This is a genomic window from Streptococcus mitis (assembly GCF_946190065.1).
Lineage (GTDB): Bacteria > Bacillota > Bacilli > Lactobacillales > Streptococcaceae > Streptococcus > Streptococcus mitis_DE.
The window spans coordinates 19,948-45,343 of the sequence record NZ_CAMHZD010000019.1 but is presented as its reverse complement, the minus strand read 5'-3'; the positions used below and the strand labels follow the sequence as shown (position 1 = coordinate 45,343).

At 40.9% G+C, this 25,396-nt stretch carries 24 protein-coding genes and 1 pseudogene; 23 read left to right on the top strand and 2 right to left on the bottom strand.

Annotation, left to right across the window (positions count from 1 at the left end):
• Positions 1–1,408, top strand: a 1,408-nt coding sequence (locus tag OCF96_RS08545; protein ID WP_261446925.1) for an SIALI-17 repeat-containing surface protein, incomplete at its 5' end; no start/stop codon positions are given.
• Positions 1,409–1,609: 201 nt separating this feature from the next.
• Here OCF96_RS08545 and OCF96_RS08540 read toward each other — a convergent pair.
• Positions 1,610–2,155, bottom strand: coding sequence for an NADPH-dependent FMN reductase (locus OCF96_RS08540; RefSeq protein ID WP_261446924.1), 546 nt, complete (start codon positions 2,153–2,155; stop codon positions 1,610–1,612).
• Between the two features lie 254 nt (positions 2,156–2,409).
• On the opposite strand from OCF96_RS08540, the gene OCF96_RS08535 reads away from it, so the two are divergent.
• The 15 genes from OCF96_RS08535 (at position 2,410) to OCF96_RS08465 (ending at position 12,959) form a co-directional block, all read left to right on the top strand.
• Positions 2,410–2,898, top strand: a complete 489-nt coding sequence (locus OCF96_RS08535) for a cell wall elongation regulator TseB-like domain-containing protein (protein WP_261446923.1) — start codon at positions 2,410–2,412, stop codon at positions 2,896–2,898.
• A complete protein-coding gene (locus OCF96_RS08530; RefSeq protein WP_261446922.1) occupies positions 2,895–4,073 on the top strand; it encodes a pyridoxal phosphate-dependent aminotransferase in 1,179 nt (392 codons plus the stop codon). Before OCF96_RS08535 ends, OCF96_RS08530 begins: the two co-directional genes overlap by 4 nt.
• Before the next feature lie 22 nt (positions 4,074–4,095).
• On the top strand, positions 4,096–5,439 hold the full coding sequence (asnS, locus tag OCF96_RS08525; protein ID WP_000167160.1) for an asparagine--tRNA ligase: 1,344 nt from the start codon (positions 4,096–4,098) through the stop codon (positions 5,437–5,439).
• A gap of 152 nt (positions 5,440–5,591) precedes the next feature.
• On the top strand, positions 5,592–5,882 hold the full coding sequence (rpsF, locus tag OCF96_RS08520) for a 30S ribosomal protein S6 (protein ID WP_001151778.1): 291 nt from the start codon (positions 5,592–5,594) through the stop codon (positions 5,880–5,882).
• 11 nt (positions 5,883–5,893) lie between these two features.
• Positions 5,894–6,364, top strand: coding sequence for a single-stranded DNA-binding protein SsbA (gene ssbA / locus OCF96_RS08515; protein ID WP_000609606.1), 471 nt, complete (start codon positions 5,894–5,896; stop codon positions 6,362–6,364).
• A 31-nt stretch (positions 6,365–6,395) separates the two neighbouring features.
• Positions 6,396–6,635 carry a 30S ribosomal protein S18 gene (gene rpsR / locus OCF96_RS08510; RefSeq protein ID WP_000068664.1) on the top strand — a complete coding sequence of 80 codons (240 nt, stop codon included), beginning with the start codon at positions 6,396–6,398 and terminating at the stop codon, positions 6,633–6,635.
• A 249-nt stretch (positions 6,636–6,884) separates the two neighbouring features.
• Positions 6,885–7,388 (top strand): GNAT family N-acetyltransferase, encoded by a 504-nt coding sequence (locus tag OCF96_RS08505; protein ID WP_261446921.1) that lies wholly within the window; start codon positions 6,885–6,887, stop codon positions 7,386–7,388.
• A 79-nt stretch (positions 7,389–7,467) separates the two neighbouring features.
• Positions 7,468–8,868, top strand: coding sequence for a bifunctional Cof-type HAD-IIB family hydrolase/peptidylprolyl isomerase (locus tag OCF96_RS08500; RefSeq protein ID WP_261446920.1), 1,401 nt, complete (start codon positions 7,468–7,470; stop codon positions 8,866–8,868).
• A gap of 1 nt (position 8,869) precedes the next feature.
• Positions 8,870–9,232 (top strand): S1 RNA-binding domain-containing protein, encoded by a 363-nt coding sequence (locus tag OCF96_RS08495; protein WP_261446919.1) that lies wholly within the window; start codon positions 8,870–8,872, stop codon positions 9,230–9,232.
• Positions 9,233–9,284: 52 nt separating this feature from the next.
• On the top strand, positions 9,285–10,034 hold the full coding sequence (locus OCF96_RS08490; RefSeq protein ID WP_261446918.1) for a tRNA1(Val) (adenine(37)-N6)-methyltransferase: 750 nt from the start codon (positions 9,285–9,287) through the stop codon (positions 10,032–10,034).
• Positions 10,024–10,308 carry a GIY-YIG nuclease family protein gene (locus OCF96_RS08485; RefSeq protein ID WP_261446917.1) on the top strand — a complete coding sequence of 95 codons (285 nt, stop codon included), beginning with the start codon at positions 10,024–10,026 and terminating at the stop codon, positions 10,306–10,308. Before OCF96_RS08490 ends, OCF96_RS08485 begins: the two co-directional genes overlap by 11 nt.
• Before the next feature lie 84 nt (positions 10,309–10,392).
• Positions 10,393–11,328 carry a manganese-dependent inorganic pyrophosphatase gene (locus OCF96_RS08480; RefSeq protein WP_261039865.1) on the top strand — a complete coding sequence of 312 codons (936 nt, stop codon included), beginning with the start codon at positions 10,393–10,395 and terminating at the stop codon, positions 11,326–11,328.
• Positions 11,329–11,538: 210 nt separating this feature from the next.
• Positions 11,539–12,033, top strand: a complete 495-nt coding sequence (locus tag OCF96_RS08475) for a C40 family peptidase (protein WP_261039862.1) — start codon at positions 11,539–11,541, stop codon at positions 12,031–12,033.
• Complete coding sequence (locus OCF96_RS08470) at positions 12,017–12,667, top strand: DUF1803 domain-containing protein (protein ID WP_261020847.1); 651 nt, start codon at positions 12,017–12,019, stop codon at positions 12,665–12,667. Before OCF96_RS08475 ends, OCF96_RS08470 begins: the two co-directional genes overlap by 17 nt.
• 100 nt (positions 12,668–12,767) lie before the next feature.
• Complete coding sequence (locus OCF96_RS08465) at positions 12,768–12,959, top strand: CsbD family protein (protein ID WP_000051182.1); 192 nt, start codon at positions 12,768–12,770, stop codon at positions 12,957–12,959.
• Positions 12,960–13,007: 48 nt separating this feature from the next.
• Here OCF96_RS08465 and OCF96_RS08460 read toward each other — a convergent pair whose 3' ends face one another.
• Positions 13,008–14,453, bottom strand: a complete 1,446-nt coding sequence (locus OCF96_RS08460) for a UDP-N-acetylmuramoyl-L-alanyl-D-glutamate--L-lysine ligase (RefSeq protein WP_261446916.1) — start codon at positions 14,451–14,453, stop codon at positions 13,008–13,010.
• Positions 14,454–14,560: 107 nt separating this feature from the next.
• Here OCF96_RS08460 and OCF96_RS08455 point away from each other — a divergent pair, with 107 nt between their 5' ends.
• The 7 genes and pseudogenes from OCF96_RS08455 (at position 14,561) to OCF96_RS08425 (ending at position 25,395) form a co-directional block, all read left to right on the top strand.
• Entirely contained in the window at positions 14,561–16,186 is a 1,626-nt protein-coding gene (locus tag OCF96_RS08455; RefSeq protein ID WP_261446927.1) for a putative polysaccharide biosynthesis protein, read from the top strand.
• Positions 16,187–16,377: 191 nt separating this feature from the next.
• A pseudogene (locus OCF96_RS08450) lies at positions 16,378–18,335 on the top strand (peptide ABC transporter substrate-binding protein).
• Between the two features lie 315 nt (positions 18,336–18,650).
• Complete coding sequence (locus OCF96_RS08445; RefSeq protein WP_261446915.1) at positions 18,651–19,106, top strand: hypothetical protein; 456 nt, start codon at positions 18,651–18,653, stop codon at positions 19,104–19,106.
• Between the two features lie 164 nt (positions 19,107–19,270).
• On the top strand, positions 19,271–20,365 hold the full coding sequence (locus OCF96_RS08440; protein WP_261446914.1) for a cystathionine gamma-synthase: 1,095 nt from the start codon (positions 19,271–19,273) through the stop codon (positions 20,363–20,365).
• Positions 20,366–20,372: 7 nt separating this feature from the next.
• Positions 20,373–21,539, top strand: coding sequence for a MalY/PatB family protein (locus OCF96_RS08435; protein ID WP_261446913.1), 1,167 nt, complete (start codon positions 20,373–20,375; stop codon positions 21,537–21,539).
• 92 nt (positions 21,540–21,631) lie between these two features.
• Complete coding sequence (locus OCF96_RS08430) at positions 21,632–24,730, top strand: pilus expression-regulating Snf2 family helicase (RefSeq protein ID WP_261446912.1); 3,099 nt, start codon at positions 21,632–21,634, stop codon at positions 24,728–24,730.
• Positions 24,731–24,777: 47 nt separating this feature from the next.
• The gene (locus OCF96_RS08425; RefSeq protein ID WP_261446911.1) at positions 24,778–25,395 is read left to right on the top strand and encodes a divisome accessory protein ZapJ; all 618 of its coding nucleotides are present in this window, start codon (positions 24,778–24,780) and stop codon (positions 25,393–25,395) included.
• The last annotated feature ends 1 nt before the right edge of the window (position 25,396 follow it).

Here is a 25,396-nt window from a genome sequence, read left to right as displayed (position 1 = left end):
CCCAACGGCAAAAGAACCGAACCAAACTGTTCGTCACAACGAAGTACCAGATCCAGAGAAAAGTATTAATACAAATGACTTACCAAAAGGAACAAACTATAGCTGGTCAGAACAACCAGACACAAGTAAACCAGGAAGTAAGACAGGAAAAGTATTAATCACTTACCCAGATAAGAGTACGGAAGAAGTGACGGTAACAGTCGAAGTAACGCCACAAAAAGACGATTACGATCCACAGCCAAAAACACAAACGGTAGAACATGCTCAAGTACCATCTGCAAAAGATAGTATTGAAAATGTAAAAACGTTACCAGAAGGAACGACTTTTGGATGGAAAGATGGAAAAATTCCAGATACTTCAAAACATGGGGAGAAAAAAGGTGTTGTAACTGTAACGTATCCAGATGGAAGTACAGAAGATGTTGATGTTGTAATTACTGTGAATCCAGAAGATTTCAGTCCAGTAGTTCCGATGGAAAAAGTACCAGTGAAAAATCCTGAGAACTTAAGTCCAGAAGAACAAGATAAAGTGAAAGAAAAAGTGACAAAAGCAAATCCAGGAAAAGACGTAACAGTTGATTCAAAAGGAAATGTAACAATTACAGATCCGGAGACAAAAGTAAGTCATGAAATTTCTCGAGATAAATTAGTTTTTGCATATGCAAAAGGTGAACCAGAAACTTCGGAAATCCCTGAATTTAATGGCGGAGTGAACGCACCAGATTCACCAATTCATGAAGTTCCAGAGTTTGCAGGTGGTGTCAATGGAGAACCGGAAACTCAAGAAATCTTGCCAGAGTTTAATGGCGGAGCGAATACACCAAATTCACCAACACATGAAGTCCCAGAATTCAATGGAGGTGTAAATGGTGAGCTTCCTAATCCAGTAGAAGTATCTAAAATTCAACTGATGATCACCAAGTGGGTTGATGAAAATGGTAAAGAATTGAAACCAGCGGATGCCAAAGCACTAAAGGTATTAGGTGAAGCAAATGAAGCATTTGAACATGGTGAAATTGAAGGGTATGTATTTGTAAGAACAGAAACTAAAGGTGATGTTGTAACTCACATCTTCAGGAAAGTGAGTCCAGTCAGACCAACAGGTGACGGTCAACAAAGACCAGCTACACCATCTGATGATACAAATCCTAGACCGGATATTGCTACCCCTGCTGAGGTGCCAGCTACTCAAGCGGCTGGACAACCAAGTCAAACAGTTGAAGTACCTGCTCAATTGCCGAATGAAGTGTCAGAAACTGATTCATCAGTTTCTCAATCGCAAGCAGTATTGCCAAATACTGGTATACAAGGAGACCGTACTACAGGTACAGTAGGAGTTCTCTCTCTTCTTGGCGCATTTGGTTTGCTATTTGCTAAAAAGAAAAAAGACGATGAAGAGGAAGCTTAAATAGATGATCTCATCTGATCCTTGGTAGCTTTCCCTACATGAAGTCTTTGTAAATCAAAAAGAACTAGAAACATCACTCATTTGTGAGAACTCTAGTTCTTTTTTCGTATTTCAAGAAGTAGTCATTCAATTGTTGATAAATTGACTAGTTTTTTGATATATAGGACTAAAAGTCTGTTTAAAAATAACGATTAGTGATGACTAGATCGCATTGACCAAATCTTGAGCTTGTTTTTCAAGTGAATTTAGGACTGATTCTTCAAGAACCAATTTTCCGTCTACCCAAGCAGAGTCATTGACACGTGCAGCAGTGAAATCACCAACTACTTGTGTACGGATAAATGGCAAGAGGTCCTTGTAAATAGCGAAAAGTTGATCGTGACCTGCATTGGCTACAGATGAGACTGTGACAAACTTGTCTTGAAGGGCAGAAGCGCCACGTGTATCAGATAAGTCAAGGGCACGAGATAGCCAGTCAAGCAAGTTTTTCACTGTTCCAGGGATAGAGAAGTTGTAGACTGGAGAGAAAATCCAGATAGCATCAGCAGCGAGAACTGCTTCACGAGCAGCAACTACAGCTGTATGTGTTGGAACTTCCAAATCTTGGCTGAAGAGAGGAAGGTTTGAATAATCGAGGTAGCTAACTTCCGCTTTACCAGCAAGTGCTTTCTCAGCTTCGAGGGCCATTTGGTGGTTGAAAGAACCTTGGCGTAGTGATCCGACGATAAATAATACTTTTTTAGACATGATGTGTCTCCTTTTTCTTAAAATTTCCGAGAACTCTCTCGTTGTTATAAAATAGATTACAATATAACAAAAGGACTTGCAAGAAATTTGCTCAGAGTTTATTTGAAAATTATAAAATTGCTGAAACTCTAGTCAGTTGCCACTGGAAAAGTAAGAACTGTTTTTTGGATTCTGTTTTGTTTGAAGAGAGAAATAAAATGCGAGTATTCTTATATTCACTTGTAATAAAGCTTAATAGATGGTAAAATAGACGAGTGAAAAAAAGACAAAAAAAAGCAAAAAATAATCTACTGTGGCAGTATGGTCTAGGGATGACGATTTTGTTTGTGGTTATCAGTGCGTCCTTTCTGTATCTGGTGTTTCTGGGGATGAAACCCTACCAAACAGCTAAAAGTGAAGGAGAAAAATTAGCTCAGCAGTATGCAGGATTAGAGCAGGCTGATCAGGTTGACTTATACAATGGCTTGGAATCTTACTACAGTGTTCTTGGTCATAATAAACAGCAAGAATCACTTGCTGTCCTGATTGGAAAAGATGACCATAAGATTTACGTTTATCAGCTAAATCAGGGTGTTTCACAAGAAAAAGCAGAAGCTCTTTCTAAGGAAAAAGGAGCTGGCGAGATTGACAAGATTACCTTTGGCCGTTATCAAGACAAGCCAATCTGGGAAGTTAAGTCAGGCACTGATTTTTATCTAGTAGATTTTGAAACAGGAGCATTGGTCAATAAGGAGGGCCTATGAAACTATCCAACCGTGTTTTAGAAATGGAAGAAAGTGTCACTCTAGCTAGTGATGCTAGAGCAAAAAATTTAAAAGCTCAAGGTAAGGATGTCCTTTTCTTGACCTTAGGACAGCCAGATTTTCACACCCCTGAAAATATTCAGGATGCAGCAGTTAAAGCTATTCGAGAAGGACAGGCTTCCTTCTATACAGTAGCTTCAGGTCTACCAGAATTAAAAGCTGCAGTGAATACCTACTTTGAGCGCTACTATGGCTATTCTGTCGCAAGTAACGAGGTTACCTTTGCCACAGGTGCTAAGTTCTCTCTCTATACTTTCTTTATGGCTGTAATTAACCCTTTAGATGAGGTTATTATTCCAACTCCATATTGGGTTAGTTATGGAGACCAGGTCAAGATGGCAGAAGGGATTCCAGTCTTTGTTCAAGCTAAAGAAGACAATGATTTTAAAGTCACGGTGGATCAACTAGAACTAGTTAGGACAGATAAGACAAAGGTTTTGGTTCTCAATTCACCATCTAATCCGACTGGTATGATTTATACTCGTGAAGAATTACTAGCTATCGGAAATTGGGCAGTTGAGCATGACATTCTGATCTTAGCAGATGATATATACGGTCGCCTTGTTTATAATGGAAATGAATTTGTTCCAATCTCAAGTCTATCAGAAGCAATTCGTAAGCAAACCATTGTTATCAACGGTGTATCTAAGGCCTATGCCATGACGGGTTGGCGAGTTGGTTATGCGGTAGGTGATCCGGAAATCATTGCAGCTATGAGTAAATTGACAGGACAAACAACTTCAAATTTGACATCTGTTTCTCAATATGCGGCTATCGAAGCCTTAACAGGACTACAGGATTCTGTTGATATCATGCGTCAGGCTTTTGAGGAGCGTCTCAATACCATTTATCCGCTATTATGTGAGGTCCCTGGTTTTGAAGTCGTTAAGCCACAAGGAGCCTTCTATCTCTTTCCAAATGTCAAAAAGGCAATGGAGATGAAAGGCTATACGGATGTGACAGACTTTACAACTGCTATCCTAGAAGAAGCCGAAGTGGCCTTGGTAACAGGAGCAGGATTCGGAGCGCCAGAAAATGTGCGCCTCAGCTATGCGACAGACCTAGATACGCTTAAAGAAGCAGTCGAACGCTTGAAAGCATTTATGGAAAAATAAAAGAAAAAGAAAAGGAAAAATAATGACAAAACGTGTAACGATTATTGATGTAAAAGACTATGTTGGTCAGGAAGTGACGATTGGCGCTTGGGTTGCCAACAAATCAGGAAAAGGAAAAATCGCCTTCTTGCAATTGCGTGATGGAACAGCCTTCTTCCAAGGTGTGGCTTTTAAACCAAACTTTGTCGAAAAATTTGGTGAAGAAGTGGGACTTGAGAAGTTTGATGTTATCAAACGCTTGAGCCAAGAAACTTCTGTTTATGTGACAGGAATTGTCAAAGAAGACGAACGTTCTAAGTTTGGCTATGAATTGGACATTACAGACATCGAAGTGATCGGTGAATCTCAAGACTACCCAATCACACCAAAAGAACACGGAACAGACTTCTTGATGGACAACCGTCACTTGTGGCTCCGTTCTCGTAAGCAAGTGGCTGTGATGCAAATCCGTAACGCTATCATTTATGCAACGTATGAGTTCTTTGACAAGAATGGCTTTATGAAATTTGATAGCCCAATTCTTTCAGGAAATGCGGCTGAAGACTCAACGGAACTCTTTGAAACTGACTACTTCGGAACGCCAGCCTACTTGAGCCAATCAGGTCAGCTTTACCTAGAAGCAGGTGCTATGGCTCTTGGTCGTGTCTTTGACTTTGGTCCCGTATTCCGTGCTGAAAAATCAAAAACGCGCCGTCACTTGACTGAGTTCTGGATGATGGACGCAGAGTACTCATACTTGACTCACGATGAGTCACTTGATTTGCAAGAAGCTTATGTAAAAGCTCTTCTACAAGGTGTTCTTGACCGTGCGCCTCAAGCCTTGGAAACCTTGGAACGTGATACAGAACTCTTGAAACGCTACATTGCAGAGCCCTTCAAACGTATCACTTACGATCAAGCCATTGACCTCTTGCAAGAACATGAAAATGATGAAGACGCTGACTACGAACATCTTGAGCATGGTGATGACTTTGGTTCACCACATGAAACGTGGATCTCAAACCACTTTGGTGTACCAACATTTGTCATGAACTATCCAGCAGCCATCAAGGCCTTCTACATGAAACCAGTTCCTGGAAATCCAGAGCGCGTGCTTTGTGCAGACTTGCTTGCTCCAGAAGGTTACGGAGAAATCATCGGTGGTTCTATGCGTGAGGAAGACTACGATGCCCTTGTTGCTAAGATGGATGAACTTGGCATGGACCGTACAGAGTATGAATTCTACCTTGACCTTCGTAAATACGGTACAGTTCCACACGGTGGATTTGGTATCGGTATCGAGCGTATGGTAACCTTCGCAGCAGGAACAAAACACATCCGTGAAGCCATTCCATTCCCACGTATGTTGCACCGTATCAAACCATAAGAACAGGAAAACGCCCATGTGGCGTTTTTTCGAATTTCAGAGTTTTTACTTGCGTAAAAATTTGTTTTCTAGTATAATAGTTTATTGTGAGCGAACCTCACTTACCCCTTGCAAAGTCTTGGGGTCATTAGACCAAAAGGAGGAACATATCAATGGCTAAATACGAAATTCTTTATATCATTCGTCCAAACATTGAAGAAGAAGCTAAAAACGCTTTGGTAGCACGTTTTGACTCTATTTTGACTGACAACGGTGCAACTGTTGTTGAATCAAAATCTTGGGAAAAACGTCGTCTTGCATACGAAATCAAAGATTTCCGTGAAGGACTTTACCACATCGTTAACGTTGAAGCAAACGACGATGCAGCTCTTAAAGAGTTTGACCGTCTTTCAAAAATCAACGCTGACATTCTTCGTCACATGATCGTCAAAACTGACGCTTAAGAAGGTAAACTATGATTAACAATGTTGTACTTGTAGGGCGTATGACACGTGACGCTGAGTTACGTTATACCCCATCAAATGTAGCAGTTGCGACTTTTACTCTTGCAGTAAACCGTACATTTAAGAGTCAAAATGGTGAACGTGAGGCTGATTTTATCAATGTCGTTATGTGGCGCCAACAGGCTGAAAACCTTGCTAACTGGGCTAAAAAAGGCTCACTTATCGGGGTGACAGGTCGTATCCAGACTCGTAGTTACGATAACCAGCAAGGACAACGTGTCTACGTGACTGAGGTCGTGGCTGAGAATTTCCAAATGTTGGAAAGCCGTAGTGTGCGTGAGGGTCATACAGGTGGAGCTTACTCTGCACCAACTGCAAACTATTCAGCGCCTACAAATTCAGTACCAGACTTTTCACGTGATGAAAATCCATTTGGAGCAACAAATCCATTGGATATTTCAGATGATGATTTACCATTCTAATGGACAACTAAAATTATAAAGGAGAAAAAACATGGCTCAACAACGTCGTGGCGGATTCAAACGCCGTAAAAAAGTTGATTACATCGCAGCAAACAAAATTGAATATGTTGATTACAAAGATACTGAGCTTCTTAGCCGTTTCGTTTCAGAACGTGGGAAAATCCTTCCTCGTCGTGTAACAGGAACTTCAGCTAAAAACCAACGTAAAGTAACAACAGCTATCAAACGCGCTCGCGTAATGGCTTTGATGCCTTTCGTAAACGAAGATTAAAAAAGAGGTCCGGGTGAACCTCTTTTTCATGAGCTTGGAGACAAGAAAGCGAATAAAGACCCTGAAGGGTCTTTTTTTCACGAGCATTGAAATGAGAGAGCGAGTTGGGTCCGGATGGACCTCTTTTTCATGAGTTTGAAAACAAGAAAGTGAATTAAGACCTGGGTGGGTCTTTTTCACGAGATAGTTTTTTTCTGACCTTGGCGTGCTATAATGGTAATAAAAAGAGTAAAGGTGGGTAAGTCAAAGATGAATTGTACGATTAGAAATATGATTAAGTCTGATATTGAATCCTTATCTCATGGATTTATGAATCAAGGTTGGCCTGGTAGAGAGGAAATGTTGGCTAGATATTTTCTGGAACAGGAAAGTGGGGAGAGAGAAGTCTCAGTTGCAGAGATTGATGGTGCTGTAGCGGGCTACGTTACCATTTTGCCCTTTGCTAAACATGGTCCTTTTGCAGAAGTCTATCCAGAATTATCAGATTTTAATGTGTTTGAGCCTTTTCGAAATCAAGGGATTGGGAATCAACTGCTAGAAGAAGCAGAAAAACGAGTCAAGTTTGTTTCGAGTAAGGTCACTCTTGGTGTAGGTTTGCACTTGGGCTATGGCCCTGCCCAGAGATTGTATATCAGACGGGGCTACATTCCAGATGGGACGGGTTTATGGTATAGAAATAAACTGCTAGAAATGGGTGCAAGTTGTCAAAATAATAATGATTTAGTTTTATACTTATCCAAAGACTTACAATAAAACTGGAAACTTTTTGAAAATAGGGGATTTGCCTACTTTATGGTATAATGGAAAGAGTTAGATTGAAAGAGGTAGTGAGATGGATGCCAAATTAAGATACAAGGCAAAGAAGATCAAGATTGTCTTTTTTGATATTGATGATACATTGAGAAATTCCAAGACAGGTTTTATTCCAGCTTCAATCCCAACTGTCTTTAAGCAACTACGTGAGAAAGGAATCTTGACAGGTATTGCTTCTGGACGAGGGATTTTTGGTGTTGTGCCAGAGATTCGTGAACTCAATCCTGACTTTTTTGTAACCTTAAATGGGGCCTACATCGAAGATAAAAAAGGTCAGGTTATTTATCAACATCAGATTGAGAAGTCAGATGTTGAGGAGTATATCTCTTGGGCCAAGCAAGAGGGAATTGAGTATGGTTTGGTTGGGAGTCATGATGCCAAGTTGTCGACTCGCACCGATATGATTAGTGAGGCAATCAATCCAATTTACCCTGATTTGGATGTGGATCCTGATTTCCATGAGAAAGAAGACATCTATCAAATGTGGACCTTTGAAGATAAAGGAGATGACTTGCACTTACCTGACAGTCTCTCTGACAAACTTCGCATGGTTCGTTGGCATCAACATTCGTCTGATATTGTGCCGATTTCAGGCTCCAAAGCGACGGGGGTGGAAAAGGTTGTGGAACACCTAGGATTGAAACCAGAGAATGTCATGGTCTTTGGAGATGGACTCAATGACTTGGAACTCTTTGATTATGCTGGAATCAGCGTTGCCATGGGAATTTCTCATGATAACATCAAAGAAAAAGCAGATTATATTACAAAAACATTAGAAGAAGATGGCATTTTTGATGCCTTAGAAGGATTTGGTATGGTAGAAAAAGAATTGCATTTCCCACAAGTAGACATTGAAACAGTAGAAGGTCCTATCGCGACTATTAAGACCAATCACGGAGACTTGCGTATCAAGCTCTTCCCTGAACATGCTCCTAAAACAGTGGCTAACTTTGTAGCTCTTTCTAAAGATGGCTATTATGATGGTGTCATTTTCCACCGTATTATCAAGGACTTTATGATCCAAGGTGGAGACCCAACTGGAACTGGTATGGGTGGCGAGTCAATCTACGGCGAATCATTTGAGGATGAATTCTCAGAAGAACTTTACAATATCCGTGGTGCCCTTTCCATGGCTAATGCTGGGCCAAATACCAACGGTAGCCAGTTCTTTATTGTGCAAAATCAACACCTGCCTTATTCTAAAAAGGAGATTGCTCGTGGTGGTTGGCCAGAACCGATTGCGGAAATCTATGCAGAGCAAGGTGGGACACCTCACCTAGACCGTCGTCATACTGTATTTGGTCAGCTAGCTGATGAAGCTTCTTACGCTGTTTTGGATGCCATTGCTACTGTTGAGACTGGAGCTATGGACAAGCCAGTTGAAGATGTCGTTATTGAAACAATTGAAATCGAGGACTAAGATGAAAATCGGTGACAAGCTAAAGGGCCGTATTACAGGGATTCAGCCCTACGGTGCCTTTGTTGAGCTAGAAACGGGTGATACGGGACTGATTCACATTTCAGAGATTCGGACAGGCTTTATTGAAAATATCCAAGAAGCCTTGAAAGTCGATGAAGAGGTTCAAGTTCAAGTAGTAGATTTAGATGAATTTACAGGGAAAGCTAGTCTTTCTATCCGCACTTTGGAGGAAGAAAAGCACCAGTTTCTGAGACGGAGACGCTTTTCAAGCGACCGTTTTAACTACGGTTTTGCTCCTCTCAAACGAATGATGCCAATTTGGACCAAGGAAGCCCTTCAACATTTGAAGAATCAGAAGCACTAGTTAGAAACCTCTATCTTTTGTAATGTTAATATAAATCTGCTATAATAAGACCATGGAAGAAGAACAATTATTAAAATCAGGGGAGCGCATTAACCAGCTCTTTTCGACAGATATCAAAATCATTCAAAATAGAGAGGTTTTTAGCTATTCAGTGGATAGTGTTCTCTTGTCACGATTTCCACGTTTTCCTAAGAAGGGCTTGATTGTGGATTTCTGTACTGGGAATGGAGCAGTGGGACTTTTTGCCAGCACTCGTACTCAGGCACAGATTTTGGCAGTTGAGATTCAGGAGCGTTTGGCAGATATGGCTGAACGCTCTGTCCGTTTGAATGATTTGGAAGAGCAGATGCAGGTCATATGTGATGATTTGAAAAATATGCCTGCATACATTCAGGGAAGTAAGGTGGATCTGATTTTGTGTAATCCGCCCTATTTCAAGGTGGATCCTCATTCAAACTTAAATGATAGCGAGCATTATCTCTTGGCGCGGCATGAAATCACGACCAATTTGGAAGAAATCTGTCGTAGTGCCCAAAGTATTCTCAAATCTAATGGGCGTTTGGCCATGGTTCATCGTCCTGATCGACTCTTGGATATTTTGGACATGTTTCAACGGCATAATCTAGCACCTAAGCGTCTGCAGTTTGTTTATCCAAAAAGAGAAAAGGAAGCTAACATGCTCTTGATTGAAGCTATCAAGGATGGCTCAACAAGTGGTTTTAAGGTCTTGCCTCCTCTCATTGTCCACAATGATGATGGTTCCTATACGCCGGAACTTGAAGAGATTTATTATGGATCATAAGGCTTATATGTATGTGCTTGAGTGCCGTGATGGTTCCTACTATACAGGATATACGACTGATGTGAAAAAACGCCTCGCTGTTCATAATAGTGGGAAGGGAGCCAAATATACACGAGCTCGCTTGCCAGTCAAACTTATCTATGCTCAAGGTTTTGCCAGTAAGGAAGAAGCTATGTCTGCAGAATCCCTTCTCAAGCGTAAGAAGAGGCCACAGAAGGAAAGATTTTTATCTGAAAATCAAGATAGAAATTTACTCAGTTATTTTGAAGAGTAAGAGGAGTCCTTTGACTCCTCTTACTTTTGTCAAAAAGCGAAAAAAATGCTACAATAAAGAGAATAAACAAAATGAGGTATTATCATGTCTAAGATTCTAGTATTTGGTCACCAAAATCCAGACTCAGATGCCATTGGGTCATCTGTAGCCTTTGCCTACCTTGCAAAAGAAGCTTACGGTTTGGATACGGAAGCTGTTGCCCTTGGAACTCCAAATGAAGAAACAGCCTTTGTCTTGAACTATTTTGGTGTGGAAGCACCGCGTGTTATCACTTCTGCTAAAGCAGAAGGTGCAGAGCAAGTTATCCTGACTGACCACAATGAATTCCAACAATCTGTATCAGATATCGCTGAAGTAGAAGTTTATGGTGTTGTAGACCACCACCGTGTGGCTAACTTTGAAACTGCAAGCCCACTCTACATGCGTTTGGAGCCAGTTGGTTCAGCGTCTTCAATCGTTTACCGTATGTTCAAAGAACATGGTGTAGCTGTGCCTAAAGAGATTGCAGGTTTGATGCTTTCAGGTTTGATTTCAGATACCCTTCTTTTGAAATCACCAACAACACACCCAACAGATACAGTCCTTGCTCCTGAATTAGCTGAATTGGCTGGTGTCAACTTGGAAGAATATGGTTTAGCTATGTTGAAAGCTGGTACAAACTTGGCTAGCAAATCTGCTGAAGAATTGATTGATATCGATGCTAAGACTTTTGAATTGAACGGAAATAATGTCCGTGTTGCTCAAGTAAACTCAGTTGACATCGCTGAAGTATTGGAACGTCAAGCAGAAATTGAAGCTGCAATGCAAGCCGCTAACGCAGCAAATGGTTATTCTGACTTTGTCTTGATGATTACAGATATCGTCAACTCAAACTCAGAAATCCTAGCACTTGGTGCTAACATGGACAAGGTTGAAGCAGCCTTCAACTTCAAACTTGAAAACAATCATGCCTTCCTTGCTGGTGCTGTTTCACGTAAGAAACAAGTGGTACCTCAATTGACTGAAAGCTTCAATGCTTAAGATTTTGAGTGTTAATTCAAATTAGGAAAGGCTAGTTTGCCTTATATCGAAAGGAGTTTCGGCTCCTTTTTTTCTAGGAGTGAAGCATGTTAGAAAATGGCGATTTGATACTCAATGAAAATCAAAGAGCAAACTAGGAAGCTAGCCGCAAGCTGTACTTGAGTACGGTAAGGCGACGCTGACGTGGTTTGAATTTGATTTTCGAAGAGTATGATTTTTGTGAGAGATGAGTCAGATATAGGACAGGCCATCCAGACTTCCACAGGCAACTATAACCATGTTGCGATTTGTTTGGATGGGATGATTTACCACGCTAGTGGACAGGATGGTGTTGTCTGTCAGGAACCAGTAGACTTCTTTGAGTCCAATCACTTGTACGACCTCTATTTCTACCCAGAAATGGATATCCAGTCTGTGAAGGAAAAAGCTTGCAAACATCTAGGAACACCCTACAATGCTTCTTTCTATCCAGCTGGACCTGGTTTCTACTGTTCCCAGTACATGGCAGAAATCCTACCGATTTTTGAAACGATTCCCATGAAATTTGGAGATGGGGAGCAGGAGATTAGTGATTTTTGGAGAGAGTATTACAGAGAACTAGGTCTGCCTGTTCCTTTGAACCAAGCTGGGACCAATCCTAGTCAGTTGGCAGCATCGCCTCTGTTAGAATGTAAAGAAAGGAATCTTCATGATTCAGATTTTTAATCCATCTCGTTTGACGAGACAGCCATTTTTTAGAGAATTGATCCGCTATCTAGACCAGCATGAGGATGTGATTTTGCGAGAAATTAAGGCTCAATTTCCAGATGTTGCAGTCGATAAACTCATGGAAGAGTATATAAAGGCAGGTTTGATTCTACGAGAAAATAAGCGTTATTACCTTAATCTTCCTATGCTTGAATCACTCGATAGTCTCGAACTGGATCAAGAGATTTTTGTCAGCGAAGATAGTCCGGCCTATCAAGCCTTGTTAGAGCAGAGTTTTGAGACGGAATTACGAAATCAAACCAATGCAGCTATTTTAGTTGAAAAGACGGACTTTGCGAGATCAAAAATGACCCTGTCCAATTATTTCTACAAGGTCAAACATCAGTATCCTTTGACAGAAAAACAGCAGGAACTCTATGACATTTTGGGAGATGTTAATCCTGAGTATGCTCTCAAATATATGACGACTTTTTTGTTGAAATTTCTCAAAAAAGACCAGCTTATGCAGAAACGCCGTGATATCTTTGTGGACAGTTTAGTTGTCCTAGGTTATATTGTCCAAAATGAAGATGGAAAGTATGAGTTGGCTATCGATTTGGATAAGGAAAGATTAACTTTCTACTTGGCCTAATTTCTTTTTTCTGAGCACATTGTTTGACTTTCTTTAGGATTAAGTATAAACTATATGTAACCGGTAACACATATCGGAATAAACTAAAGGAGACAATCATATGTCACTTGAAAACAAATTGGAACAAGCAACAGGCGCTATCAAAGAAGGATTTGGTAAAGTTACTGGAGATGGCAAGACTGAAGCGGAAGGCGCTGTAGAAAAGACAGTTGCTAAGGCAAAAGAAGTAGTTGAAGATGCTAAAGGTGCTGTAGAAGGTGCCGTTGAAGGTTTGAAAAACGCTTTTAAATAAAAATAGAAAAAATCAAGGGTTTCGTTTCCCTTGATTTTTTTACGATCCTTATAAATAATTTTCTGCTACGGCTGCATCTCCTGGATAGGCTTCTTTCTTTCCTTGGACGATTTGGTAGCAATCGGCTCCCTTACCGGCGATAATAACTGCATCTAATTCTTGACTTGTGATAGTCATCGCTGCCCTGATGGCTTCTTGGCGATCTGCAATTTTTTCAACAGGATGATTGATGTAGCTACTAATTTCATCTGCAATGGCCATTGGGTCTTCATAGTTAGGGTCATCAGCAGTCAAAAAGACTTGAATCTCAGGGTGTTGATTGAGGAGGAGGCCAAAGTCCTTGCGACGACTTTCTCCCTTATTTCCTGTCGAACCTAAGACCAGAGCAATCTTTCCAGTTTGATGAGTTTCTACAACATTGATTAGTTTTTTCAGACTGTCACCATTGTGGGCATAGTCGATAAAAACCTTGGCTCCATTTTTCTGAGTGAGGACTTCCATACGACCAGGAACACGGGTTGCAGCGATTCCTTTTTTTATGTCCTCAAGACTAGCTCCGAGACGAAGGCAAGCAAGTCCAGCAGCAACGGCATTTTCTTGATTGAAGTGCCCAATCAGTTGGATAGCATAATCTCCAGCGAGTTTACCACTAGCTGAAAAACTAAAGGCTTTGGAATTCTCGATTTGGTTATCAGACTGGCTACCGTAGAAATCATGGTCTTGATCTTCCACCTGTTCTTTTAGTACAGAGAAGTGGTCCATGTCACTGTTAATGATGACTGCTCGGCTATTTTTCATCAAGAGACGCTTGTGGTAGAAGTAGTCTTCAAAGCTAGGGTGTTCAATCGGGCCGATATGGTCGGGGCTGATATTGAGGAAAACTCCCACATCAAAGGTTAGACCATAGACACGTTTGACCAGATAGGCCTGACTGGATACTTCCATAATGAGGTGAGTACGGCCATTTTGCACAGCTTGATTCATCATATCAAAGAGGTCAATACTCTCAGGGGTTGTTAATGCAGACTTAAAGAAACTCTTGCCATCTAGAGTTGTATTCATGGTCGAGAGCATAGCAGGTCGATGCCCTTGAGATAAAATGTTATAGGCGAAGTAGGCTGCTGTTGTTTTACCCTTAGTACCAGTAAAGGCAAGGAGTTTGAGTTTTTTCTGTGGATTGCCATAAAATTCCATAGCTACCAAACTCATGGCTTTCTTGATATCGCTGACGATAATAGCAGGAATACCAACTTCATAGTCTTCTTCAGCCACATACCAACCGAGGCCTTGAGAGATGGCAGAAATCAGAAATTCCTTTTTAAAGGCAGCACCCTTGACGAAAAAGATGCTCTTCTCTTTGGCCTTGCGGCTATCATAGCAGATGGTGTCAAATACGACATGGCTGTAGTTGTAGTGATAATGTCCTTGGTCGATAATCTCACGGAAGAGACCATCTTTCTTTAAAATATCTAATACGGTTTCAATCTTAATCATACTTTCTATTGTAAACCGAAAGTCGTAAATTTACAAGTGACAAGGAAAAGTTTATAATGGAAGATGAGGAATTTTTCCTAGTGATTTTAAAATTAAACGAGGAATCTATGTCTAACGAAAACAATCACCAGCAGGCCCAGATGTTACGGGGGACTGCTTGGCTAACGGCTAGTAACTTTATCAGTCGTCTACTCGGTGCCATTTATATCATCCCTTGGTATATATGGATGGGGTCTTATGCGGCTACAGCAAATGGTCTCTTTACCATGGGCTACAATATCTATGCCTGGTTCTTGCTGATTTCAACAGCGGGTATTCCAGTTGCGGTGGCCAAGCAAGTTGCCAAGTATAATACTATGCGAGAAGAAGAGCATAGCTTTGCCCTGATTCGGAGCTTTTTAGGCTTTATGACAGGACTAGGTCTAGTTTTTGCTTTAGTCTTGTATGTCTTTGCTCCTTGGCTAGCAGATTTGTCGGGTGTAGGGAAAGACCTGATACCAATCATGCAGAGCTTGGCTTGGGCGGTCTTGATTTTCCCATCTATGAGTGTGATTCGAGGTTTCTTCCAAGGGATGAATAACCTGAAACCTTATGCCATGAGCCAAATCGCTGAGCAGGTCATTCGTGTTATCTGGATGCTCTTAGCTACCTTTATGATTATGAAAATGGGTTCAGGGGATTATCTAGCAGCGGTTACCCAATCCACATTTGCTGCCTTTGTCGGCATGGTAGCTAGTTTTGCAGTTTTGATCTATTTCCTTGCCAAAGAAGGATTACTTAAAAGAGTCCTTGAAACAGGAGATAAGATAAACAGCAAGCGTCTTTTGGTCGACACCATTAAGGAAGCCATTCCTTTTATCCTGACAGGGTCTGCTATCCAGCTTTTCCAGATTTTGGACCAGATGACCTTTATCAATAGTATGAGTTGGTTTACCAACTATAGTAATGAAGACTTGGTTGTCATGTTTTCTTATTTCTCAGCTAATCCTAATAAAATCACTATGATTTTGATTTCTGTTGGGGTTTCGATTGGGAGTGTAGGCTTGCCACTTTTGACTGAAAACTATGTCAAGGGAGACTTGAAGGCGGCTTCTCGTCTAGTTCAGGACAGCATTACCATGCTTTTCTTATTCCTGCTGCCTGCAACGGTTGGAGTAGTCATGGTAGGAGAACCTCTCTATACTGTCTTCTATGGCAAGCCAGATAGTTTGGCTATGGGCTTGTTTGTCTTTGCAGTTTTGCAGTCTACTATTTTAGGCTTGTACATGGTCTTGTCTCCCATGCTTCAAGCTATGTTCCGAAATCGCAAGGCAGTTCTCTATTTTATCTATGGTTCCATTGCCAAGCTGGTCTTGCAACTTCCAACCATCGCTCTCTTCCACAGTTATGGACCTTTGATTTCAACAACCATCGGACTCATTATTCCTAATGTTTTGATGTATCGGGATATTTGTAAGGTAACAGGTGTTAAGCGCAAGGTGATTTTGAAGCGAACCATTTTAATCAGTTTGTTAACTCTTTTCATGTTTCTAGTAGTTGGGACATTGCAGTGGATTTTAGGATTTGTTTTCCAACCAAGTGGACGTTTGTGGAGTTTCCTATACGTAGCTCTTGTCGGTGCCATGGGGGGAGGAGTTTACGGATTCTTGAGTCTTCGTACCCGTCTATTAGACAAGGTGATTGGACAAGCCCAAGCTAATCGCCTAAGAGCAAAATTAAGAATTTCTCAATAATTTTTCATAAATAAAAGGGATAATTTGAACATTTCTATCATGGAATGCTTAAATTATTCTCTTTTTTATTATTTTGTAGAATAATTTCTATAGTTTGTAGATGTAATGATTAATTTTTTCAAAAAATCTATTGACTAAATAAAACATGAGTTGTATAATAAGACAAATATTTAAATCAGGAGGTTCTGGAGATGAAAAAGTCTAAAGCCAAGTATGCAACGCTTGCAGGTATCGTTTTAAGTGCAGGTATTTTATTAAGCGCGTGTGGAAATTCTAGCACAGGGTCAAAAACATATAACTATGTTTATTCTAGCGATCCGTCAAGTTTTAACTATCTAGCAGAAAACCGTGCGACAACTAATGATATTATCACTAATCTGGTAGATGGTCTTATGGAAAATGACCAGTATGGGAACTATATTCCATCCTTGGCAGAGGATTGGAGTGTTTCTCAAGACGGTTTGACCTATACCTATAAACTGCGTAAAGATGCTAAATGGTATACTGCAGATGGAGATGAATATGCTCCTGTAACTGCTCAAGATTTTATAACTGGTCTTAAGTATGCAGCTGATAAAAAATCAGAAGCCTTGTACCTAGTTCAAGACTCTGTTGCTGGTTTGGATGACTATATCAACGGGAAAACAACTGACTTTTCAACTGTAGGTGTTAAGGCGATTGATGACCAAACTGTTCAATATACCTTGACACGACCAGAATCTTACTGGAATTCAAAAACAACATCAACCATTCTCTTCCCTGTTAACGCTGATTTCTTGAAATCAAAAGGTGATGATTTTGGGAAGGTAGACCCATCTAGCATATTGTACAATGGACCGTTCTTGATGAAATCCTTTGTTTCAAAATCTGTTATTGAATTCAAGAAAAATCCGAACTACTGGGATGCTAAAAATGTCTTTGTAGATGATGTGAAATTGGCCTATTATGATGGTAGTGACCAAGATGCACTAGCTCGTAACTTTGTCGAGGGAGCTTATAGCTACGCTCGTCTCTATCCAAATAGTTCAAGCTTTGAAGGGATTAAAGAAAAGAATAAGGATAATATCATCTATAGCTTGCAAGATGCCACTTCTTATTTCTTAAACTTTAACCTGGATAGAAAATCTTATAAATTCACTTCTAAGACAAGTGATGCTGAAAAGAATCGACTCAGGAAGCGGTTCTTAATAAAAACTTCCGTCAAGCCATTAACTTTGCCTATGACCGTACAGCTTACGGGGCTCAATCCCAAGGAGAGGATGGTGCAACTAAGATTTTGCGTAACCTAGTCGTTCCTCCAAACTTCGTAAGTATCAATGGCAAAGACTTTGGTGAAGTAGTAGCCTCTAAGATGGTTAATTACGGTAAGGAATGGCAAGGAATTAACTTTGCAGATGCCCAAGATCCATACTACAATCCTGACAAAGCCAAGGCTAAATTTGCTGAAGCTAAGAAAGAACTCCAAGCTAAAGGAGTTCAATTCCCTATCCACTTAGATAAAACTGTAGATTTGACCAATAAGGCAGAAATTCAAGGAATCAATTCCATGAAACAATCAATTGAATCTGTCTTGGGGGCAGATAATGTTGTGATTGATGTTCACCAACTCTCTACTGAAGACTTTGATAATACAAGCTATTTAGCTCAGACTGCAGCTCAGAAGGATTATGATCTTTACAACGGTGGCTGGAGCGCAGACTATCAAGATCCATCAAGCTACCTTGATATTTTTAATATTAATTCTGGTGGAGTGTTGCAAAATCTAGGTTTAGAACCAGGTGAAGCCAATGATAAGGCCAAGGCTGTTGGGCTAGATGTCTATACTCAAATGTTGGAAGAAGCCAATAAGGAGCAAGATCCAGCTAAACGTTATGAAAAATATGCAGATGCCCAAGCTTGGTTAGTAGATAGCTCTCTAGCAATTCCAAATGTTTCACTGGGTGGAACACCAACATTGAGAAAAATCGTTCCTTTCTCAACACCATATTCATTGGCTGGTAATAAAGGGGTTGAATCATATAAATACCTCAAATTACAAGATAAGACAGTTACAAAAGACGAATATGAAAAAGCCAAAGAAAAATGGTTGAAAGAAAAAGAAGAATCTAATAAAAAGGCCCAAGAAGAATTAGCAAAACATGTGAAATAGGGATTTTTCAAGAAAAACGATGGTTTCGAAGGAAACTGTCGTTTTTTAATAGAATGATGGCAAATTTGGAAGAAAAGTGCTTACATTTTTTAATTGGTTTATTAAATTTATGTTATAATGAATATAACAAAAACGTGAGAAACTATTTTCGAAAGTCTCTTCCAGCGTTAATGGAAGTATGCACATGCTAGGGTAATGTTATAGGAGGGATGCTATCTACTGTAAAAGTAAGATAAAACGCAACAAATGATAAGTCCTTCTTTTATACGAAGAGTGCTTATCTGCCTATTTACTAATCGTTATGGAGGTAAGGTCATGGGCGCTATTATGGAGTTTGCAACAGAAAAACAGATTGAATCATTTCTCTCAACTTGCCACATTGAAGGGCAAAAGAATTTTCTGATGGCTTTCAAGAAAAAGACATGGTTGAAATCCTTTATTGATTTTTTCATTATAGGTGGTTCCTACTACGTTCAGTCGAGTGTGAAGCCTAAGATTCTGGCATTCATACCTAAGGGGATTTGCTTGATGGACATCAGTGATGTAATTGAAAATCGTTCTAATCAAGTCCTCGAGATGCCTTGGGATGACGTTAAAGATTTTACTTATCAGACAGCCTTGAATACAGTTAGGCTGAACTGGAACTATCAAAATGAAGCCTATATTTTTTCTGTGGATGTCGGTCAGATTAGTCAGCATGTGGGTCAGTATCAATTTAACAAAGACCATTATGACTATTTAGCCCAACACGATTTCTTTCAGTCAAAGTAAACCTTAGCAATCATCGTCACAAAAGGATCTGGAAGCTTTTCTGGATTCTTTTTAGCTTTACTCGATAAGTCTATAGTTTGAAACTATAACTAGCTCTTGAAAAGAAGAAAATGAGTTGATGCAAATAAGTGGTACAATAGTTACTATAGATTTGGAGGTATTGTATGAGCAAAGAATTACACATCAACACAATTTTGGCCCAGGCGGGTATTAAGTCAGATGAAGCGACAGGTGCCTTGGTGACACCGCTTCATTTTTCAACGACCTATCAGCATCCAGAGTTTGGCAAATCTACTGGATTTGACTATACACGTACTAAAAACCCAACTCGTAGTAAGGCTGAAGAAGTCTTGGCGGCTATTGAGTCAGCAGATTATGCCCTAGCGACTAGCTCAGGAATGTCAGCTATTGTTTTAGCTTTTAGCGTCTTTCCAGTAGGAAGTAAGGTCTTGGCTGTTCGTGACCTTTACGGTGGTTCTTTCCGCTGGTTTAACCAAGTGGAGCAGGAAGGCCGTTTCCATTTTACCTATGCCAATACAGAAGAAGAGTTGATTTCCGAGTTAGAGGAGGATGTGGATGTTCTCTATATCGAAACCCCAACCAACCCTTTGATGTTGGAATTTGATATTGAAAAACTAGCAAAATTGGCCCATGCCAAGGGTGCCAAAGTGGTGGTGGACAATACCTTCTATAGCCCTATTTACCAACGTCCGATTGAAGATGGAGCAGATATCGTCCTTCATTCAGCAACCAAGTATCTAGCAGGCCACAATGATGTCTTGGCTGGAGTGGTTGTGACCAATAGTTTAGAACTATACGAGAAGCTTTTCTACAATCTTAATACGACAGGAGCAGTCTTGTCTCCATTTGACAGCTACCAGTTGATTCGTGGTCTCAAGACCTTGTCTCTTCGTATGGAACGCTCAACAGCCAATGCTCAAGAAGTGGTTGCTTTTTTGAAGGATTCTCCAGCAGTTAAGGAAGTTCTATACACTGGGCGTGGAGGGATGATTTCTTTTAAAGTAGCAGATGAAAAACGTATTCCTCATATTTTGAACGGCCTCAAGGTCTTCTCTTTTGCGGAAAGTTTGGGTGGGGTGGAAAGTCTTATTACTTATCCAACGACACAAACTCATGCCGATATTCCAGCAGAAGTGCGCCATTCTTATGGTTTGACAGATGACCTCTTGCGCTTGTCAATTGGGATTGAGGATGCTAGAGATTTGATTGCAGATTTGCGCCAAGCATTAGAAGGATAAGATAAAGATGGGAAAATATGATTTTACAAGCCTGCCCAATCGTTTAGGGCATCATACCTATAAATGGAAAGAGGCGGAAACGGATAGCGAAGTTCTACCAGCTTGGATAGCGGATATGGACTTTGTGGTCTTGCCTGAAATCCGCCAAGCCGTGCAAACTTACGCTGATCAACTGGTTTATGGTTATACTTATGCTAGTGAAGAGTTAATTAAGGAAGTTCAAAAGTGGGAAGCTACACAACATGGTTATCACTTTGACAAAGAGGCTCTTGTCTTTATCGAGGGTGTGGTACCGGCCATCTCAACAGCTATTCAAGCCTTTACAAAAGAAGGCGAGGCTGTTTTGATTAACACGCCTGTCTATCCACCTTTTGCTCGCAGTGTCAAGTTGAACAATCGTAGATTGATTACCAATTCTTTGGTGGAAAAGGATGGTCTGTTTGAGATTGACTTTGACCAACTGGAGAAGGATTTGGTGGAAGAGGATGTCAAACTTTATATCCTCTGCAACCCTCACAATCCTGGTGGACGTGTTTGGGAAAAAGAAGTCTTGGAAAAGATTGGCCAACTCTGCCAGAAACACGGTGTTTTCTTGGTTTCGGACGAGATTCACCAAGATTTGGCCCTCTTTGGTCACAAACACCATTCTTTCAATACCATTAATCCTGCCTTCAAAGATTTTGCTATTGTCTTGACTAGTGCCACTAAAACCTTTAACATCGCTGGAACAAAAAATTCATATGCAGTTATTGAAAATCATAAGTTGAGACTGGCTTACCAGAAACGCCAGTTGGCCAATAACCAGCATGAAATTTCAGGCTTGGGTTATTTGGCGACAGAAGCTGCCTATCGATACGGTAAAGATTGGTTAGAGGAACTCAAGCAAGTCTTTGAAGACCACATCAATTATGTGGTGGATTTATTTGGAAAAGAGACTAAAATCAAGGTTATGAAACCGCAAGGAACCTACTTGATTTGGCTTGATTTTTCAGCCTATGACCTGACTGATGAAAGATTGCAAGAGCTGTTGAGAAATGAAGCTAAGGTTATCCTCAACCGTGGTTTGGATTTTGGGGAGGAAGGAAGTCTCCATGCCCGCCTCAATGTAGCCATGCCTAAAACTCTGTTGCAAGAAGTTTGTCAGCGGATTGTGGCGACTTTTGCCAAACTTTAAACATCCAGCCTTCTAGGAGAAAAGTCTTCCTAGGAGGCTATTTTCATAGGCGAAAATATGGTATAATAAAAAGATAAGGTAAAGGTAGAAATATGGCTAAATTGATTCCGGGGAAAGTCCGTATCGAAGGCGTTGCCCTTTATGAAACTGGTAAAGTTGACATCATCAAGGAAAAGAACAATCGGCTCTACGCTCGCGTTGCAGAAGAAGAACTGCGCTATAGTTTAGAGGATGATTTGGTTTTTTGTGCCTGCGATTTTTTCCAAAAGAGGGGCTACTGTGTGCACTTGGCGGCGCTGGAGCATTTTCTGAAAAATGATGAGCGTGGTCAGGAAATCTTGCAAAGTCTGGAAGAAGGTCATGAAGAAAAAGAGGCCGTTGAAACCAAGGTAACCTTGGGTGGCAAATTTTTGGACCGAATCTTGCCTCCAAAAGCAGAACGTGCCTATGAATTATCGGCTGTGGGGCAAGTGGAAGCAGGAACCAATCATATCTTGTGGACCCTTAGAATCGGGCAAATCAATAGCCAAAAATACTATGTCATTCGGGACATTCCACTCTTTTTAAGGGTTGTCGAGCAGAGAAAACCTTATATGATTGGTAAAACTTATGAGGAGTCTCTGTCTTTGGAAGACTTTGATGAGGCAAGTCAAGAGCTTCTTACTTTCTTGCGGGGACTAGTGGAGGAAGGACTAACTCCAGACCTCTTTTTCCAAAATCAAGGCCGACACCTTTTTTTCCCTCTGACCTTTTTTGAGCAGGGTGTGAATTTACTGATGACTCTGCCCCATTTTCAATTTGACCATCAAGTGGATAGCTACCAAACACTGCTCTTTCAGGATATGAATGCGGATGCCAATTTATTTGCCTTTACAGTAACAGAATACTCTGACTATTTTGAAATGGAAATCAGCGAGAGCCCTAGGGCCAATGTCTTTTATCAGGGAGCTGTGCTATTCCATAAAGGACAGGTTTATTTTCTAACCGACCAGCAGGTGCGTCTTCTCAAAGAAATCAAAACGCTGCCTGTGGATCAACATGGAAAGAAATACCTACAATTTGATAGCAGTGACCGCGATAAATTGGCTTCCTGTCTGACTCTCTTTGGCCAGATGGGCACTATTTCAGCTCCAGAACGCTTACAAATCAAAACTTTTGCTCCCTTTTTTTACTTTGACAGGGAAGAGGATAACCGGATTCGTCTAGAAATCCAGTTTGATTATGGAGATAAGCAGGTATCTAGCCGACAAGAGCTAGAAGAATTGCCATTTTCGAGTGATGCTAACTTAGAAGAAAAAATTTTCCAAGTCTGTTTGGTGGCAGGCTTTGAAGTAGATTTTCAATCTTGGCGTCAGGCCTTAAAAGCGGAGTCTGTCTATCATTTCTTCCATGAAATCATTCCAATATTTGAAAAACTCGGGCATGTTGACCTATCAGACAAGCTAGAAGAACTTTATAGCCTAGCGAGTCCTCAAGTGCAGATTGCTTCTAAGGGAGGTCTCTTGGAAATCCAGTTTGATTTTCAAGATATTGCCCAAGAGGAAATTGACCAAGCCATGCAGGCCTTGGTTGCCAACCAAGATTTTTACATTGATTCGTCCAATCAAGTCTACTTTTTCGATGACGAAACCAAGAAAATTCGCCAAAATCTACAGGAACTAGGACAGTTTGAATTAAAAGATGGGACCTTGCAGGCTCGAAAATCCTTGGCCTATAGTTTAGCTCATCTTTTTGAAGGGCGTGACCGTGTTTCTTTTTCACAAGAATTCCAGAATTTGGCCCAGGATTTAACGCATCCAGAGGACTTCCCACGACAAGCAACTCAGGTTCAGGCTGATTTACGAGATTATCAGGGAAAGGGAATCGGCTGGTTGCAAATGCTCCATCATTATGGTTTTGGTGGGATTTTGGCTGATGATATGGGGTTGGGTAAAACCCTGCAGACCATTGCTTTTTTGACTAGTCAAGTGACAAAAGAAAGTCGGGTTTTGATTCTCGCTCCGTCGGGTTTGATTTACAACTGGGCAGATGAATTTAAGAAATTTGCTCCACAGTTGGATGTGGCTGTTGTTCACGGTTTGAAAGCAAGTCGTGAAGAGATACTTTCCGAGAGCTATCAAATCTATGTAACGAGCTATGCTACCTTCCGTCAGGACAGTGATCTTTATCAGGGGATGGCCTTTGACTTCCTTTTCTTAGATGAAGCTCAGGTCATGAAAAATGCCCAGACCAAGATTGCCCAGACCTTGAGACAATTTGTAGTACCGTCGGTCTTTGCCCTGTCAGGAACTCCTATTGAAAACCATCTGGGTGAGCTGTGGTCTATTTTCCAAATCGTCATGCCAGGACTTCTGCCAAGTAAGAAAGAATTTATGAAATTGCCAGCTGAGCGAGTAGCTCAGTTTATCAAGCCTTTCGTTATGCGACGCAAGAAAGAAGAAGTTCTGACTGAATTGCCAGATTTGATAGAAGTCGTTTATAAGAATGAACTGGAAGACCAGCAAAAGGCTATCTATCTAGCCCAGTTACAACAGATGCGGGAACGACTGGCTCAAGTGTCAGACCAGGAATTCCAACGAAATCGAGTGGAAATCTTGTCTGGTCTGATGCGCTTGCGTCAAATCTGTGACACCCCTGCCCTCTTTATGGAGGATTATCAGGGTGCCAGTGGTAAACTGGATAGTCTACGAGATCTGCTGGTACAGGTGGCAGACGGTGGACACCGTGTCTTGATTTTCTCGCAGTTCAAGGGAATGTTGGAGAAAATTGAACAAGAACTACCAGACTTGGGCTTGACTTCCTTTAAAATTACAGGGTCAACACTAGCCAAGGATAGACAAGACATGACTAAGGCCTTTAACCAAGGGGAGAGAGATGCCTTTCTGATTTCCCTTAAGGCAGGTGGTGTTGGTCTGAACCTGACCGGTGCTGATACAGTGATTTTGGTTGACCTTTGGTGGAATCCTGCGGTGGAAGCGCAAGCTATTGGCCGTGCCCATCGGATGGGTCAGGAAGAAACGGTTGAGGTCTATCGCTTGGTGACCAAGGGAACCATTGAAGAAAAAATTCAGGAACTTCAAGAACAGAAGAAACATCTGGTGTCACAAGTATTGGACGGCACAGAGTCACGTGGCAGTCTGACCCTAGCAGAAATTAGAGAAATTTTGGGAATTTCTGAAGCCAGCACTTGAAAAATCAAGACAATACGCTATAATGAAGTGTTGAAAGGAAATAGAAAATGAGAGAAGAACGATTTCCATTGGTCTCAGATGATGAGGTCATGCTGACTGAGATGCCGGTTATGGACCTCTATGATGAATCTGACTTTATCAGTAATATCAAGGGAGAATACCGTGATAAGAATTATCTGGATTGGGCCCTTATTACTGAAGAAAAACCAGTCAAACCCATTGAAAAGCCAGTAGAGAAACCTAAGAAGTCTGGTTTAGGAGTTAAGAGAGAAGGAAAGAGCTATGCGGAGGTGGCGCGTGAAGAAGCGCGTGCGGACCTGAAAAAGAAACGCTCAGCAAGTTATCTGACTAAGGATATTACTCCTACAAGGCGCCCTTCTCAGCAACGTTTGGATAGACAGGGCAATCAACCTACTGCGCCTTTCCAAAAGGAAAATCCTGGTGAATTTGTTAAATATAGTCAAAAATTGACCCAGTCTCATTACATCTTGGCGGAAGAAGTGAACAATATTTCGACTCAAGCTGAGCCAAAAGAAACTTCAGGCCCAAAGAAAAACAATTATGATTTTCTGAAGAAGAGCCAAATCTACAATAAAAAGAATCAACAAAAAGAACAAGAACGTCAGGTTGCCCAAGAGTTGAATCTGACAAGAATTACGGAATAGG